Source organism: Nocardioides nematodiphilus (assembly GCF_020216525.1).
Lineage (GTDB): Bacteria > Actinomycetota > Actinomycetes > Propionibacteriales > Nocardioidaceae > Nocardioides > Nocardioides nematodiphilus.
In genome coordinates, this window is record NZ_JAIWOY010000002.1 from 457118 (window position 1) to 472068 (window position 14951).

16 protein-coding genes and 2 tRNA genes are annotated in these 14951 nt (G+C 69.9%); 6 read left to right on the plus strand and 12 right to left on the minus strand.

Going from position 1 to position 14951, the window contains the following annotated elements:
- Window positions 1-4: 4 nt before the first annotated feature.
- Complete coding sequence (locus tag KSO98_RS05245; RefSeq protein WP_225283945.1) at window positions 5-856, minus strand: helix-turn-helix transcriptional regulator; 852 nt, start codon at window positions 854-856, stop codon at window positions 5-7.
- Between the two features lie 101 nt (window positions 857-957).
- On the opposite strand from KSO98_RS05245, the gene KSO98_RS05250 reads away from it, so the two are divergent.
- The 5 genes from KSO98_RS05250 (at window position 958) to KSO98_RS05270 (ending at window position 4793) form a co-directional block, all read left to right on the plus strand.
- Window positions 958-1746, plus strand: a complete 789-nt coding sequence (locus tag KSO98_RS05250; protein ID WP_225283947.1) for an SDR family oxidoreductase — start codon at window positions 958-960, stop codon at window positions 1744-1746.
- Window positions 1747-1850: 104 nt separating this feature from the next.
- Window positions 1851-1923, plus strand: a tRNA-Ala gene (locus tag KSO98_RS05255).
- A 92-nt stretch (window positions 1924-2015) separates the two neighbouring features.
- Window positions 2016-2855 (plus strand): LLM class F420-dependent oxidoreductase, encoded by an 840-nt coding sequence (locus KSO98_RS05260; protein ID WP_225283948.1) that lies wholly within the window; start codon window positions 2016-2018, stop codon window positions 2853-2855.
- Window positions 2856-3148: 293 nt separating this feature from the next.
- A complete protein-coding gene (locus tag KSO98_RS05265; RefSeq protein WP_225283949.1) occupies window positions 3149-4060 on the plus strand; it encodes a LysR family transcriptional regulator in 912 nt (303 codons plus the stop codon).
- 10 nt (window positions 4061-4070) lie between these two features.
- Complete coding sequence (locus KSO98_RS05270; protein ID WP_225283950.1) at window positions 4071-4793, plus strand: SDR family oxidoreductase; 723 nt, start codon at window positions 4071-4073, stop codon at window positions 4791-4793.
- A gap of 59 nt (window positions 4794-4852) precedes the next feature.
- Here KSO98_RS05270 and KSO98_RS05275 read toward each other — a convergent pair.
- The 11 genes from KSO98_RS05275 to KSO98_RS05325 form a co-directional block, all read right to left on the minus strand.
- Window positions 4853-4925: transfer RNA gene (locus KSO98_RS05275), tRNA-Ala, on the minus strand.
- A 57-nt stretch (window positions 4926-4982) separates the two neighbouring features.
- The gene (locus KSO98_RS05280; protein ID WP_225283951.1) at window positions 4983-5609 is read right to left on the minus strand and encodes a histidine phosphatase family protein; all 627 of its coding nucleotides are present in this window, start codon (window positions 5607-5609) and stop codon (window positions 4983-4985) included.
- A 4-nt stretch (window positions 5610-5613) separates the two neighbouring features.
- The gene (rsfS, locus tag KSO98_RS05285; RefSeq protein ID WP_225283952.1) at window positions 5614-5991 is read right to left on the minus strand and encodes a ribosome silencing factor; all 378 of its coding nucleotides are present in this window, start codon (window positions 5989-5991) and stop codon (window positions 5614-5616) included.
- Window positions 5988-6599: a nicotinate-nucleotide adenylyltransferase gene (nadD, locus tag KSO98_RS05290; protein ID WP_225283953.1), complete on the minus strand. Its 612-nt coding sequence runs from the start codon at window positions 6597-6599 to the stop codon at window positions 5988-5990. Before nadD ends, rsfS begins: the two co-directional genes overlap by 4 nt.
- A 31-nt stretch (window positions 6600-6630) precedes the next feature.
- Complete coding sequence (locus tag KSO98_RS05295; protein WP_225283954.1) at window positions 6631-6789, minus strand: hypothetical protein; 159 nt, start codon at window positions 6787-6789, stop codon at window positions 6631-6633.
- A gap of 42 nt (window positions 6790-6831) precedes the next feature.
- Window positions 6832-8082: a glutamate-5-semialdehyde dehydrogenase gene (locus tag KSO98_RS05300; RefSeq protein WP_225283955.1), complete on the minus strand. Its 1251-nt coding sequence runs from the start codon at window positions 8080-8082 to the stop codon at window positions 6832-6834.
- Complete coding sequence (locus tag KSO98_RS05305; RefSeq protein ID WP_225283956.1) at window positions 8079-9455, minus strand: phospholipase D-like domain-containing protein; 1377 nt, start codon at window positions 9453-9455, stop codon at window positions 8079-8081. Before KSO98_RS05305 ends, KSO98_RS05300 begins: the two co-directional genes overlap by 4 nt.
- Before the next feature lie 198 nt (window positions 9456-9653).
- The gene (locus tag KSO98_RS05310; protein WP_225283957.1) at window positions 9654-10607 is read right to left on the minus strand and encodes an electron transfer flavoprotein subunit alpha/FixB family protein; all 954 of its coding nucleotides are present in this window, start codon (window positions 10605-10607) and stop codon (window positions 9654-9656) included.
- A gap of 27 nt (window positions 10608-10634) precedes the next feature.
- Window positions 10635-11417 (minus strand): electron transfer flavoprotein subunit beta/FixA family protein, encoded by a 783-nt coding sequence (locus tag KSO98_RS05315; RefSeq protein WP_225283958.1) that lies wholly within the window; start codon window positions 11415-11417, stop codon window positions 10635-10637.
- A 160-nt stretch (window positions 11418-11577) separates the two neighbouring features.
- Window positions 11578-11907: a hypothetical protein gene (locus KSO98_RS05320; RefSeq protein ID WP_225283959.1), complete on the minus strand. Its 330-nt coding sequence runs from the start codon at window positions 11905-11907 to the stop codon at window positions 11578-11580.
- 1 nt (window position 11908) lies between these two features.
- Window positions 11909-12700 carry an enoyl-CoA hydratase/isomerase family protein gene (locus tag KSO98_RS05325; protein ID WP_225283960.1) on the minus strand — a complete coding sequence of 264 codons (792 nt, stop codon included), beginning with the start codon at window positions 12698-12700 and terminating at the stop codon, window positions 11909-11911.
- 28 nt (window positions 12701-12728) lie between these two features.
- On the opposite strand from KSO98_RS05325, the gene glgX reads away from it, so the two are divergent.
- Window positions 12729-14936: a glycogen debranching protein GlgX gene (gene glgX, locus KSO98_RS05330; protein ID WP_263642338.1), complete on the plus strand. Its 2208-nt coding sequence runs from the start codon at window positions 12729-12731 to the stop codon at window positions 14934-14936.
- The last annotated feature ends 15 nt before the right edge of the window (window positions 14937-14951 follow it).

The window sequence follows — 14951 nt, forward strand, 5'->3', positions numbered from 1 at the left end:
ACGATCAGCGCTGCGTGCCGGCGAACTGCTGGGTGCCCAGCACCCGCAGCAGGCGCAGCTGCTCCTCTGCCTCGGTGCGCGGCGCCGCGGTCAGGACGAGCAGCGCCTGCGACTGGTCCTCGGTGAAGAGCACCTGGCAGTCCAGCTCGATCGCGCCGATCTCGGGGTGGAGCAGCACCTTGTGGTCCTCGAACCGGCGCGCTACCTCCTGGCGGTCCCAGAGCTCCGCGAACTCCGGCGACACCCGCTGCAGCTCGCGCACGAGCTCGCCGGCCGGGGACGCGGCACCCATCGTTCCGTACGCCACTCGCAGGGACGCGACCTGTGCGCGGCTCTGCCGGTCCCGGTCGTCGACCGGATAGAGCGCGCGCTCGGTCTCGGGCGAGACGAACCATCGATAGATCTCGCTGCGCTCGAGCCCGGTGAAGTGCGTACGGTCGCCGTGCAGCGCCAGCGAGAGCTCGTTCTGGACCAGCACCTCGCCCAACGCCGACAGGACCAGCGCCGGGGTGTCGGTCAGCCGGTCCAGGACCCGCATCAGCGCCGGCGCCACGTAGCCGCTCGGCGACATCCGGTCGGGCGTGTGGTGGCCGGCGACCCGATAGAGGTAGTCGCGCTCGTCGGCGGAGAGCCGCAGCGCCCGGGCGAGCGAGGCGAGCATTTGGGTGCTCGGCTGCGGCCCGCGCTGCTGCTCGAGCCGGGTGTAGTAGTCGGTCGACATCGTCGCCAGGACGGCGACCTCTTCGCGTCGCAGGCCCGGCGTACGGCGTCGAGGTCCGGCCGGGAGCCCGACGTCGCCGGGCTGGAGCTCCTCCCGGCGGCGGGTAAGGAAGTCGGCGAGCGCAACGCGGTCCATGCCGCCCAGTATCGAGGGCGTCCTGACGCACAACCAGGGATCGCCGATCCCCCGATAAGCGCTCTCTGCCGCGGCCGCCCGACCGGCGGTGGAGTGGAGTCATGCGAATCCACGAGAACACCACCGGCAACCAGATCAGCGGCAACACCGTCTTCATCCCGGGCGCGACCAGCGGCATCGGGCTGGCCCTCGCCCTCGAGCTGCAGGCGAAGGGCAACACCGTCGTCATCGGCGGCCGTCGGGCGGCGCTGCTGGACCAGCTCGCCGCCGAGCATCCGGGCCTCGGCACCGTCACGATCGACATCACCGACCGGGACAGCATCGAGACCGCAGCGGCGGAGGTCCTCAGCGCCCACCCCGACCTCAACGTCCTGATCACGATGGCAGGCATCATGAAGGTGGAGGACTGGACCACGGCCGGCTTCCTCGCCGACGCCGAGCAGGTCGTCACGACCAACCTCCTGGGCACCATCCGCCTCGTCGCCGCCTTCGTCGAGCACCTGCAGAAGCAACCCGACGCGACACTGATGACCGTCTCCTCGGGCCTCGCCTTCACCCCGCTCAAGGTCACGCCGACCTACAACGCCACGAAGGCGGCCGTCCACATGCTCACCGAGACGCTGCGCCTGCAGCTGGCCGACACCGGCGTACGGATCCTCGAGCTCGAGCCCCCGTCCGTCGCGACCGAGATCGTCCCGGGCCAGAAGGAGAGCCCGTTCGCGATGCCGCTGGAGGAGTACGTCAGCGAGGTGCTGGAGATCCTCGAGACCCAGCAGGACGCCACCGAGATCCAGGTCGAGCGGGTGAAGTTCCTCCGCTACGGCGAGGCCCGCGGCGACTACGCCGAGACGGTCGCCGCGCTGAATGCGCTCGACCCGCACGGCAACTGAGACGCCTGCGCCTCACCGCCGTGATGTCGTAGCCCTGATTTCGCCATGCTGGTGCCCGTCGGCTAACGTTCTCTCTCGTCGGGAGCGATCCCGATGATTCCTTCGGGGGTGTGGCGCAGCTGGTAGCGCACCTGCATGGCATGCAGGGGGTCAGGGGTTCGAGTCCCCTCACCTCCACCGAAGACGGAGGCCCGGTTCGCGAGGACCGGGCCTGCGTCATTTCCCCGTCGGCCATTCCCCCGAAGTAGAACGTGTTCTACCGTGGGCCCATGCGCAACGGCCTCGTCCTCTTCACGTCCGATCGCGGCATCGCCCCGGCCGCCCTGGCAGCGGCGGCCGAGGAGCGCGGCTTCGACACGTTCTACGTGCCCGAGCACACCCACATCCCCGTCCGACGTGACGCGCTGCACCCCACCGGCGGTGCCGACCTGCCCGACGACCGCTACCTGCGCACCCTGGACCCGTGGGTCTCGCTGGCGACCTGCGCGGCGGTCACGTCCCGCATCGCCCTGGCGACAGCGGTGGCGCTGCCGGTCGAGTCAGACCCGATCACGCTGGCCAAGACGCTCGCCACGCTCGACCACCTCTCCGGCGGGCGGGTGACGCTGGGCGTCGGCTTCGGCTGGAACACCGACGAGCTCGCCGATCACCACGTGCCCGCCGAGCGCCGCCGCACGGTCCTGCGCGAGTATCTCGAGGCCATGCGCGCACTGTGGACCGAGGAGGAGGCCGCCTACAACGGGGACTTCGTCTCCTTCGGACCGTCCTGGGCCTATCCCAAGCCCCCGCAGGGCCGGATCCCGACGATCGTGGGCGCCGGCGGCGGCCCACAGACGATGCGCTGGATCGCGCGCCACGCCGACGGGTGGATGACGACGCCCACCGAGGCCGGCATCGGGGACAAGGTCAAGCAGCTCCAGACCGAGTGGGAGTCGGCGGGACGGGAGGGTAAGCCCGACATCCGGGTACTCGTCGCCAGGCGGCCCACTCCGGAGGACATGTCGGAGTGGGCCGTCGCCGACGAGCTGATCTGGGGCGTCCCCGACGCCGAGCCCGACGCGGTCCTCGCCCACCTCGACAAGCTCGCCGCCCGCCTCGGCCTCGTTTGAACCAGCGTCACCCGGAGCGTCACTTCGCCGCTCGACGGCGCCACGCACCGGCGACCGGATCGTCCGAGATGCGCGTCAGCGTTCCCCGAGGCTAGCGATCAGACCCGTTGGGTCGGCGACGGTGAACGTGGCGCCGGGGTGGCGGATCCGACCGGTCGGATCGATGGCGCGGACCGGCTCGTGGAAGAGCACACACACCGCACGGTCGCCGTTGGTGGCGAAAGTGACGCCCCGGTCGGCCGCTGTCGTGTGAATAGCGGGTCGCCTTGCCCGGGGTCTGAGAGCATCGCGGTGTGAGCGACCTCAGCCTGCGTCGGGTGGCGTATTTCGTGGCCGTTGCCGAGGAACTGAGCTTCGGCCGCGCCGCAGAACGCCTCCACGTGACGCAGCCGGTGCTCAGCCGTCAGATCGCGCTTCTTGAACGAGAACTCGGTGTGCCGCTCTTCGAGCGATCGAGCAGGGGCACCGCCCTCAGTGACACCGGTCGCGAGCTACTGTCCGACGCGGAGGCAATGCTGCAGTCCGCGTTGGCGTTCCAGCGGCGCGGACGGCAGGCCGCCCGCGGCGCGCAGCGCCTGGTCGTCGGCTTCATGCCGGGACTGCTGGCGACTCCGATCCTCCAGGGGTTGCGGGCCGCGTACCCCGATCTGGAGGTGAGCACCGTGCGAACGAGCTGGGATGACCAGGTCGAGACGATCCTCGACGGCCGGGTGGATCTCGGGCTCGTCAGGCTGCCCGTCCCCTCACGTGGACTGATGATCCGTCCGCTGTTCGCCGAGCGGCGGCTCGCCGTCCTCCCGCGATCCCACCCCCTCGCCGAGCAACCGGCGATCGACATCGACGCGTTGGCCGAGCTGGAGCTGCTGCAGTCTCCGGACGCCGTACCCGAGTGGCGTGACGCCCGCCGCCGGCGCGGGCTCGTGGTGTCGACGGAAGCGCACTACCCCCACGACGTCGAGGTGAAGCTGGAACAGGTCGCCCTCGGGCTCGGCGTCGCGTTCTTGCCCGCGTCCACCGCCGCCTACTACACCCGACCCGACGTCGTCGCCCGAGAGGTCGCCGGCCTCGGATCGAGCGAGGTCGGCGTGGCGTGGGCGGCGCATCGCCGCACCGAGACCCTGATGCGAGCGATCCAGCTGGCTCATGCCCTGCGGACATCACTGACGACGGAAAGGGTCTTGGACGAGACCACGAGGCCCCGCTGATCCTGGAGGCATGACAGTCTCCGCCTCCTCCCACATCGTCCTCATCGGCGCCACCAGCGGCATCGGCCTCGCCACCGCACGCCGGGCTGCCGAGGCCGGCGCCGCCGTGACCATCGCCTCGCGCCGTTCCGAGTCCGTCGACCGTGCGCTCGCCCAGCTCCCGGCCGGCGTCGTCGGCCGTGCGGTCGACGCCAGCAGCGCCGAGGCCGTCGCCGGGTTCTTCGACGAGATCGGCACGTTCGACCACTTCGCCTACACCGCCGCGGAGAACCTGACCGGCTTCCCGCTGGCCGATTACACCGTCGAGAGCGCCCAGCAGTTCTTCGCCCTGCGACTCTTCCACATGCTCGACGCCGTCCGCCTCGCCGTGCCGCACCTGAGCGAGAACGGCTCGATCACCCTCATGAGCGGCACCGCTGCCTACCGGGGCGGCACCGGCTGGACCCTCGGCACGGCGGTCTGCGGCGCGATCGTCTCCGTCGCGCGCAGCCTCGCCGTCGAGCTCGCACCGCTGCGGGTCAACGTCGTCGCGCCAGGAGTGGTGCGCTCGCCACTGTGGGCACAGATGACCGAGGCGGACCGCGAGGGCATGTACGCCCACCTCGCCGCCACGCTCCCGCTACGCCGCGTCGGCGAGCCGGATGACGTCGCCAAGGCCTTCCTCGCCCTCATGGACCAGGACTACGTCACCGGCACCGTCTCAGTCGTCGACGGCGGGACCCTCATCGGCTGACGCCAACTCCGGTGGAAACGTCAGAGGCCCGGTCCTTGCGGACCGGGCCTCTGTGTCGGTGGAGGTGAGGGGACTCGAACCCCTGACCCCCTGCATGCCATGCAGGTGCGCTACCAGCTGCGCCACACCCCCGAAGGAATCATCGGGATCGCTCCCGACGAGAAAGAACGTTAGCCGACCCGTACGGCTTCAGGAAATCGGGGTCACCCGGTTGTACGCGGTCAGCCGGAGCGGCCCCTGGGGCTCGGCGGCCGTCAGCTCGGCCCAGCCGCAGTTCTCGAGTCCGTGCAGGGCGGCACGCTCGGCCACGGGCCAGCCGAGCAGGGCGGGAATCGCGTCGCGGATCGCGGCGCCGTGGGAGACGGCGACGGCGACCTCTCCCGGCGCGACCGACGCGAGCAGCTCGCGCACGGCCGCGACCATCCGGGTGGCGACCTCGGCGGCCTTCTCCCCTCCGGGCACGACGTCGAAGTCGCCCTGCCGGAAGGCGGCGAACTCCTCGGGGTGCTGCTCGGCGTACTCGGCGTGGGTGATCCCCTGGCGCCCCGCGAGGAAGTACTCACGCAGGCGCGCGTCGTAGGTCGGCTCGAGGCCCGCCTCCTTGGCCACGTAGGCCGCGGTCTGGCGAGCACGCGCGCTGTCGGACGACCAGAGCGCGGCGGGCTTCAGCGCGGCCAGCCGGACGGCCGCCGCGGCCGCCTGGGTGTGCCCGGTGTCGTCGAGCTCGACGTCGAGCTGACCCTGGACGCGGTGGGCGGCGTTCCAGGGCGTCCGCCCGTGCCGGAGCAGGACGAGACGACGCAGGGCGGCGCTCAACGGATCAGCGCTCGTGCGAGCGGACGTCGTCCGGCAGCGCGATCGAGGGGCAGTCGCGCCACAGTCGCTCGAGGGCGTAGAACTGGCGCTCCTCCTCGTGCTGCACGTGCACGACGATGTCGCCGTAGTCCAGCAGCACCCACCGGCCGTCGCGCTCGCCCTCGCGGCGGATCGGCTTGGCGCCGAACTCGCGGAGCTTGTCCTCGACCTCGTCGACGATCGCGGACACCTGGCGCTCGTTGCTCGCCGAGGCGAGGACGAAGGCGTCGGTGATCGCGAGCTGCTCGCTGACGTCGAAGGCGATGATCTGGGAGGCGAGCTTCTCCGACGCGGCGCGGGCCGCGATCGTGACGAGCTCGATGGCGTAGTCAGTGGCAGTCATAGAACTTCCGATTCAGCTGAGTAGAGGTCGTGCTTGGCGATGTACTGGACGACCCCGTCGGGGACGAGGTACCAGACCGGCTCGCCTCGCCGGTGACGATCACGGCAGTCGGTCGACGAGATCGCCAGCGCGGGGATCTCGATCATGGTCACCCGATCGGCCGGAATATTGGCAATCGCCTCGTCGTCCATCGAGTACCCCGGTCGGGTACACCCGACGAACTGCGCCAGGTCGAACAGCTCCTCGGCGTCACGCCAGGTGAAGATCTCCGCCAGCGCGTCGGCGCCCGTGATGAAGAAGAGCTCCGCCTCGGGCATCGCCGCGCGCAGATCGGTGAGCGTGTCGCGGGTGTACGTCGGCCCGTCGCGGTCGATGTCGACCCGGCTGACGGTGAACCGCGGGTTGGCGGCGGTCGCGATGACCGTCATCAGGTAGCGGTGCTCGGCCGGGCTGACCTCACGGTCCGACTTCTGCCACGGGTCGCCCGTGGGCACGAAGACGACCTCGTCGAGGTCGAACCACGACTGCACCTCCGAGGCGGCCACCAGGTGGCCGTGGTGGATCGGGTCGAAGGTGCCGCCCATCACCCCGACACGGCGGGCGCCCATCGCCACAGCGCGGCCCCCGTCGACCTCAGCCTCAGGAGTGCTCGCGGCCGCCACCGAAGGCCATCAGGATGCCCAGGGAGGCCAGCAGGATGACGAGGACGATGCCACCGACGACCCAGTGGTTGACTCCGCCGGACTTCTCAGCGGTCTCGACGGCCTCAGCGGCGTGCATGGCAAGCGTGGAGATCATGACCGCACCCTATCGGAGCCTGGCCGCCGGACCGCGACAGGCTCAGCGGATGTGGCCGTCTCCGGTGACGACATACTTGGTCGACGTCATCTCCGGCAGGCCCATCGGGCCGCGGGCGTGCAGCTTCTGCGTCGAGATGCCGATCTCGGCACCGAAGCCGAACTCGCCGCCGTCGGTGAACCGGGTCGATGCGTTGACCATCACCGCTGCGGCGTCGACCGCGGCGGTGAAGCGGCGCGCGGCGGCGAGGTCCTCGGTGACGATCGCCTCGGTGTGCTGGCTCGACCAGCGCCGGATGTGGGTGATCGCGTCCTCGATCGACGGCACGACGGCCGCGGCGATCTCGAGCGCGAGGTACTCGGTCGCCCAGTCCTCGTCGGTCGCCGGGGTGACGCCCTCGAAGCCGCAGAACGCCTCGTCGCCGTGGATGCTGACGCCGCTCTCCTGCAGCGCGGCGACCACCTTCGGGAGGAAGGCGTCCGCGATGTCGGCATGCACCAGCAGCGACTCGGCCGAGTTGCAGACCGAGGTGCGGTGGGTCTTGGAGTTGAGCACGATCGCGAGTGCCTTCTCCAGGTCCGCGGCCTTGTCGACGTAGACGTGGACGTTGCCGATCCCGGTCTCGATGACCGGCACGATCGACTCCTCGACGACGGTACGGATCAGGCCCGCTCCCCCGCGCGGGATGAGCACGTCGACCAGACCGCGGGCACGCATCAGGGCCTTGACCGACTCGCGCGACTCCGCGGGCACCAGCTGGATCACGTCGGCCGGCAGACCGCTCGCCGCCACGGCGTCGCGCAGGACAGCCACGATCGCAGCGTTGGACTCCGCGGCCGAGGACGAGCCGCGCAGCAGCACCGCGTTGCCGGACTTGAGGCAGATGCCGGCCGCGTCGGCGGTGACGTTGGGACGCGCCTCATAGATCATCCCCACGACGCCGAAGGGCACGCGGAGCTGGCGCAGCTCGAGGCCGTTGGCCAGCGTCGAGCCACGGACGACCTCGCCGATCGGGTCGGGCAGTCCGGCGACGTCGCGCAGGCCCTGGGCCATCCCCTCGAGCCGGTCCGGGGTGAGCCGGAGCCGGTCGATGATGTTCTCCGGCGTGCCGCCCTCACGGGCGCGGTCGACGTCGAGGGCGTTGGCGGCCAGGACCTGCTCCCCGCGCGCGATCAGCGCATCGGCCATCGCCTGCAGGGCGGCGTCCTTGACGCCGCGGGTGGCCAGGGCCAGCTCGTAGCTGGCCTCGCGCGCCCGCAGCGCGATCTCTCGTACGACCTGCTCAGCGGTCACTGAGCGCTCTCCATCGGGGCGTGCGCGGTCGGCTTGATGCCGAGCGCGTGGGTCGCGCCGGTCGCCCACTGGTGCTGGAACATGTGCAGGTAGGTGTTGTAGACCGTGCCGCCGACCAGCTGCATGGTGACCTCGTCGTTCTGGAACGAGATGGCCGACCAGTTCTCCGAGCCGGTGATGACGGTCTTCATGTTCTTCTTGCCGTAGCGGCCGTTGATGGCGATCGCCTTGAGGTGGGAGTACTGCCGCGAGCCGTAGACGATGGAGTGGCCGTCGGTCGAGAGCTTCTCGCCGTACGCCCAGGTGATGTCCTTCATCGGGATGCCTGCCGCGCCGAGGATGCTCTCCACGCGCTTGTCGCTGTGGGACATGATCGACATGACGTCGCAGCCCTGGCGCTTCAGCGAGGCGATCTTGGTGGCGAGCGTGGCGCCACGAGCGCCGAACCAGGCGTACTCCATCAGGCGGATCATGGTGTGGCCGTTGACGCCGAAGCGGGGACCGGTGTTGCAGCGGATCTTGTTGAGGCGGGCGAGCATCGGGTCGCCGGAGGTGGTCTTGCGCGCCACCGTGGTCCGGCCGTGGTTCACCATGTCGGCGCTGCCGGCCCTGATGCGGTGGAAGGCGACGTTGAGCTTCCGGGTGGAGTAGGTGATCACACGGTGATTGACCGGCTTGTCCTGCTTGAGCTGGTTGAACTCCTTGGTCCAGACCTTGAACAGGCGCGTGTTGCCGATGATCGTGACGGCGTCGTTCCACTGCGCCACCGGGGCGGCGTTGGTGAGGTTCGCCGAGCTGGAGATGATCACGTTCTTCGCGGCACCGGTCCCCGAGAACGAGTAGACCTTGAGGTGCAGGTTGCCACGCTTGGCGCGGCAGGAGCCGCTGCAGAACCGCAGGAAGCTGCCCTTGTGGATGTTCTTGCCGAGGTACTTCTGCAGCCGCACCGACTGCGGCGCCATGTAGTTGTCGTTGACGACGACCTGGACGTTGACCCCGCGCTTGTGCGCCTTGATCAGGGCGTCGACGGAGTCCTTGCGGTCGAGGTTGTACGTCGCGAACCGGATCGTGTCACCCCGATGGGTGTGGCGGATGCCGCCCATGATCCGCTGGACGATCACGGCGCGCGCGTCGTGATCTCCGAGCGGGTTGTTGATCACGACGCCTGCGTCCGGCATCCAGCGCTTCTTCGGCGGCTTCGGGGTCGGGGTGCTCGTGGCGGTGGGCGACTGCGGCGCGGTCGGCGTACCGGTCAGGGTGCTGGACACCGTGGTCAGCACCGCACCCAGCGGCGCGCCCGCCGAGTCGGCGGCGTTCGCCTGCATCGGCACCCAGGCGACCGTCCCGACGAGCAGTCCTGCTGCCGCCGTCACCGCCGCGAGTGTCCATCGTCCAGCCTGCACAGTGCACCCCATTCGTTTCCGAGACCTTCGCGGCGACCTTACCCGCGTCCCCCGGTTCCGAGGGTGTTTGACCACGTGTCCAGGCCTGATTCACAGCATCTGAAATGCACGGACGGGCCGCCCGGTGACCCGGGCGGCCCGTACGTGGTGGAGCGAGATCCGGGCGGATCAGCCCTTGCGCTTCTGGATCTCCGCGGTCAGAGCCGGGAGGACCGTGTGCAGGTCGCCGACGACGCCGAAGTCGACGAGCTCGAAGATCGGCGCCTCCTCGTCCTTGTTGACCGCGACGATGGTCTTCGAGGTCTGCATGCCGGCGCGGTGCTGGATGGCACCGGAGATGCCGTTCGCGACGTACAGCTGCGGCGAGACCACCTTGCCGGTCTGGCCGACCTGGAAGGAATGCGGCTTCCAGCCGGAGTCGACGGCGGCACGCGAGGCGCCGACCGCCGCACCGAGGGCGTCAGCGAGGCCCTCGACCGGCTCGAAGTTACCGCCGGTGCCACGACCGCCGGAGACCACGATCGCGGCCTCGGTGAGCTCGGGGCGACCGGTGGCCTGGCGCGGCTGGGTGGCCACGATCTGGGCGGTCTTGGCGGCATCCGAAATGGTGACGGCGACCGTCTCCACCTCGCCCGCGCCCGCGGACTGCTCCGGGGCGGCCGAGTTCGGCTTGACCGTGATGATCGGGGTGCCGGTGGTGACCTTGGCGGTGGCGGTGAAGCCACCGGCGAAGACCGACTGCGTGGTGGTGCCGTCGGCGTCCACGTCGACGGCGTCGGTGATCAGACCCGAGCCCAGCTTGATCGCCAGACGAGCGGCGATCTCCTTGTTCTCACCGGAGGACGGCAGCAGGATCGCGGCGACGTCCTTGCCGGAGGCGACCTGCTGGAGGGCCTCGGCCTTGGGGGCCACGAGGTAGCCCTTGATCTCGGTGTCGTCGATCGCGTAGACCTTCTCGGCGCCGTACGCCTTGACGGCCTCGGCGACGGTGCCGACCTGGTCGGCAGCGCCGATGAAGACGGCGGACGGGGTGCCGATGCGCTTGGCGATGGTGAGCAGCTCGAAGGTCGGCTTCTTCACCGCGCCGTTCACGAAGTCGACGAGAACCAGAACCTCAGACATGTCGAATAACTCCTATCGATCCGGTTCTCAGATGAACTTCTTGGACGCGAGGAAGTCGGCCAGCGCCGTGGCGCCCGAGCCGTCCTCGTCCTTGACGATCTCGCCGGCCGTACGCGGCGGGCGGGCCGCCGTCTCCTGGACCTGGCTCCACGAGGCGGAGAGGCCGATCTGCCCGGCGTCGACGCCGAGGTCGGCGAGGCTCCAGGTCTCGAGGGGCTTCTTCTTCGCGGCCATGATGCCCTTGAAGGACGGGTAGCGGGCCTCGCCGGACTGGTCGGTGACCGAGAGGACCAGCGGCATGGTGCCGCCGATGACCTCGGTGGCGGTGTCGCCGTCACGCTTGATCCGGACCTGGTCGCCCTGGGTCTCGACGACCGAGGCCTGGGTGACCTGCGGCAGGCCGAGGCGCTCGGCGAGCATGGCCGGGACCACGGACATGCCGGCGTCCGTCGAGGCGAGGCCGCAGACGACCAGCTCGGGGACGGAGCCGCCATTGGCCTTCTTGACGGCCTCGGCGAGGACGAGCGAGGTGGCGATCGCGTCCGAGCCGGCGATGGCCTCGTCGGAGACGTGGACGGCCTCGTCGGCGCCCATCTGCAGCGCCTTGCGGACCGCGTCGGCGGCCTTCTCGGGACCGACAGTCAGCGCGATGACCTTGATCTCCTCGTCGGCGCGCTTCTCCTTGATCTGCAGCGCCTGCTCGACGGCATACTCGTCGAGCTCGGACAGCAGACCGTCGACATCGACGCGGTCGACGGTGTTGTCGGCCTCGAAGCGACGGTCAGCCGTCGCGTCGGGCACGTACTTCACACAGACAACAATGTTCATGGTGTGCGGCCGGAGCCGGCCCCTCCTGTGTCGGTCGTTGAACGACGTCGATGTTACCGATGGGTAGGCGTCTGGTTAACAGCGCCTCGCGTGCAGAATGTCACATCCGCTGTCTGGAGCAAGCGGTAGGTAGGTCCGTGGGTCAGTCCCGCGCGGTGGAGCCTGGGCGCAGCACGCGCTCCACGAGTCGGCCGGCCAGCAGCCAGGCCAGCGCCCCGATCCCCCAGTTGAACAGGGCGTTCTTCACCGCGGCGTCGTTGCCGGTGAACTGCTTGATGCCGTTGTCGCGGTCGAAGACGCCGAGGTCGACGGCATCAGCGACGTTCAGGACGAGCTTCACCAGCGCGTTGTCCTGGTTGGCCTTCAGTGCCACCAGCAGCGCCCCGAGGGCGAGGAACAGCGCGGCGACGACGGCCAGTGTCCAGATCACCTGGGCGATGATCCGGCGGACCCGGAAGAGGTTCGAGGCCATGTCAGCGCCCCTCGAAGACGGCCTTGCCGGGGCCGTTCGCCAGGAAGGACGACATGCCCGTACGGGCGTCCTCCGTGGCGAAGACGGCCGCGAACTGCTGCTGCTCGATGCCCAGGCCGGTGGTCAGGTCGGTCTCCAGGCCGCGGTCGATGCACTCCTTGGCGGCTCGCAGCGCGAGCGCGGCGGCGCCACCGAACTGCTTGGCCCACGCGAGCGCCTCGTCGTACACGCTCTCGGCGGGGACGACCCGGTCGACCAGTCCGATGGCGAGCGCCTCGTCGGCCTTGACGAAGCGGCCGGTGAAGATCAGGTCCTTGGCGCGGCTCGGGCCGATCAGCCGGGCCAGGCGCTGGGTGCCGCCGGCGCCGGGGATGATGCCGAGCAGGATCTCGGGCTGGCCGAAGGTGGCGTTGTCAGCCGCGATCCGCAGGTCGCAGGCCAGCGTCAGCTCGCAGCCACCGCCGAGCGCGTAGCCCGTGACCGCGGCCACCGTCGGCTTGGGGATGTCGGCGATCGCGGTGGCCGCCGCCGACACGCCGCGGGTCGCCTTCACCATGTCCGCGTACGACATCTCCGACATCTCGGCGACGTCGTTGCCTGCGGCGAAGAGCCGCTCGCCGCCGTACACGACGACCGCGCGGACGTCGTCACGCTCGGTCGCCTCGGCGCACGCCGCACGCACCTCGGCCTGCACCTGCAGGCTGATCGCGTTCATCTTCGGTCGATCCAGCCGGAGGGTGGCGACGCCGTCGGCCACCTCGAGGCGGACGAACTCGCCGGTGAAGTCACTCATGTTCCTGACGATAGGGGCATCTGACACGATGAGGCGGGTGGAGCCCGGAATCTGGAGCAAGCTCGGCGAGACAGCGGCCATCTGGCCCGGCCGCAACTGGCCCCTGGGAGCGGACTGGAGCGAGGAGTGGACCAACTTCGCGGTCTACTCCCCCGGCGCGACCGCCGTATGGCTGTGCCTCTTCGAGGAGGAGGACGGTGTCGACAAGGAGACGCGCTACCCGCTGACGGAGCGCTCCCTCGGCATCTGGCACGGCGGGCTGCCGGGGATCCGGCCCGGGCAGCGCTACGGGTACCGCGCCGACGGGCCGTGGAACCCGACCGAGGGACACCGGTTCAACGTCAACAAGCTCCTGCTCGACCCGTACGGGCTGGCGACCTCGGGCACGATCCGCAACGAGCAGGCTCTCTTCGGCTACGACTGGGACGACCCGACCCAGCCTGACGGCGCCGACTCCGCCTCCGTGACCGGGCGCTCCGTGGTCGTCGACCCCGCCTTCGACTGGGAGGGCGACGAGCCGATGAAGATCCGGTGGCGCGACACCGTGATCTACGAGTTGCACGTCAAGGGCTTCACCAAGCTGCACGATCGCGTCCCCGAGGAGCTGCGCGGCACGTACGCCGGGCTGGCCACCGCGCCGGTCGTCGAGTACCTCCAGGACCTGGGCGTGACGGCGGTCGAGCTGCTCCCGGTGCACGCGTCCTTCTCCGAGCCGTCGCTGCTCGAGCGCGGGCTGACCAACTACTGGGGCTACAACACCATCTCCTTCTTCGCCCCGGACGCCGCCTACAGCGCCTCAGGCGATCGCGGCGGCCAGGTCACCGAGTTCAAGCAGATGGTCAAGGCACTGCACCGCGCCGGCATCGAGGTGATCCTCGACGTGGTCTACAACCACACCGCGGAGGCCGGGCCGATGGGCCCCACGCTCTCCTTCCGCGGGCTCGACGACCGCGGCTTCTACAAGCGACTGATGCCGCCGATCCCGCACGACGATCCGCACGACGACCCAGGCCACGACTTCAACCCGGGCTTCAACGACACCTACTGGGACGTCACCGGCTGCGGCAACACGGTCAACAGCTGGGACGACCTGGCTCTGCGCCTGATCCTGGACTCGCTGCGCTACTGGGTCACCGAGATGCACGTCGACGGCTTCCGCTTCGACCTGATGCCGGCGCTGTGTCGTACCGGCTATGAGATCGACTTCCACAACGCGCTGCTGATCGCGATCGGCCAGGACCCGGTGCTGCGGCACGTGAAGCTCATCGCCGAGCCGTGGGACGCCTCCATGGACGGCTACCTCGTCGGGCGGATGCCGCCGCCGTGGGTGGAGTGGAACGACCAGTTCCGAGACACCATCCGCGACTTCTGGCGCGGCGCCTCGGGCGGGATCCGCGACGTCGCGACCCGACTGGCCGGCTCCTCGGACCTGTACGCCGACGACGGCCGCTCGGCGTACAACTCGGTCAACTTCATCACCGCCCACGACGGCTTCACCCTGCGCGACCTGGTCTCCTACGAGCGCAAGCACAACGAGGCCAACGGCGAGGACAACCGCGACGGCTCGGACAACAACCGCTCCGGCAACCACGGCGCCGAGGGTCCGACCGACGATCCGGCGATCAACGCGCTGCGCCGGCGCCAGGCCGCGAACATGATGGCGACGCTGTGCCTGGCCAACGGGGTCCCGATGATCACCGCCGGCGACGAGCGCGGCCGCACCCAGCGGGGCAACAACAACGCCTACTGCCAGGACAACGAGATCTCGTGGGTCGACTGGCGTCCCGACGACGCGTGGCTCGACGTGTACGAGATCACCAAGACCGCGCTGGCGCTGCGCCGGCAGCACGCGGTGCTGCGCCAGCGGCACTGGTTCGAGGGCCGGCCCACGATCGTGGGCGGCCCCAAGGACATCGTCTGGCTGCACCCCGACGGACGCGAGATGAGCGACGAGGACTGGAACGACGAAGGTCTGGCCGTGCTCGGCACCTTCCTCAACGGCTCACCGCTGCGCGAGCCCGGCCCGCACGGCGAGCAGCAGATCGACGCGTCGTTCCTGCTGTGGTCCAACGCCTCCGACCACGAGGTCACCGTCCGGCTGCCGCCCAACCAGTGGGTGCAGGCCGGCGAGGTCGCGCTGAGCACCGATCCCGCGATCGTGACCGGCAGCCGGGTCAAGGCGGGCGCGAGGATCAAGCTCGGCCCGAAGACGTTCCTGGCCCTGCGCGGGCGCTGACCCGGCGGCCGGGCC

Coding starts and splice junctions, on each gene's coding strand:
- KSO98_RS05245 (WP_225283945.1), bottom strand. CDS start 856: ATGGACCGCGTTGCGCTCGCCGACTTCCTTACCCGCCGCCGGGAGGAG.
- KSO98_RS05250 (WP_225283947.1), top strand. CDS start 958: ATGCGAATCCACGAGAACACCACCGGCAACCAGATCAGCGGCAACACC.
- KSO98_RS05260 (WP_225283948.1), top strand. CDS start 2,016: ATGCGCAACGGCCTCGTCCTCTTCACGTCCGATCGCGGCATCGCCCCG.
- KSO98_RS05270 (WP_225283950.1), top strand. CDS start 4,071: ATGACAGTCTCCGCCTCCTCCCACATCGTCCTCATCGGCGCCACCAGC.
- rsfS (WP_225283952.1), bottom strand. CDS start 5,991: ATGACTGCCACTGACTACGCCATCGAGCTCGTCACGATCGCGGCCCGC.
- nadD (WP_225283953.1), bottom strand. CDS start 6,599: ATGGGCGCCCGCCGTGTCGGGGTGATGGGCGGCACCTTCGACCCGATC.
- KSO98_RS05295 (WP_225283954.1), bottom strand. CDS start 6,789: ATGATCTCCACGCTTGCCATGCACGCCGCTGAGGCCGTCGAGACCGCT.
- KSO98_RS05310 (WP_225283957.1), bottom strand. CDS start 10,607: ATGTCTGAGGTTCTGGTTCTCGTCGACTTCGTGAACGGCGCGGTGAAG.
- KSO98_RS05320 (WP_225283959.1), bottom strand. CDS start 11,907: ATGGCCTCGAACCTCTTCCGGGTCCGCCGGATCATCGCCCAGGTGATC.
- KSO98_RS05325 (WP_225283960.1), bottom strand. CDS start 12,700: ATGAGTGACTTCACCGGCGAGTTCGTCCGCCTCGAGGTGGCCGACGGC.
- glgX (WP_263642338.1), top strand. CDS start 12,729: ATGAGGCGGGTGGAGCCCGGAATCTGGAGCAAGCTCGGCGAGACAGCG.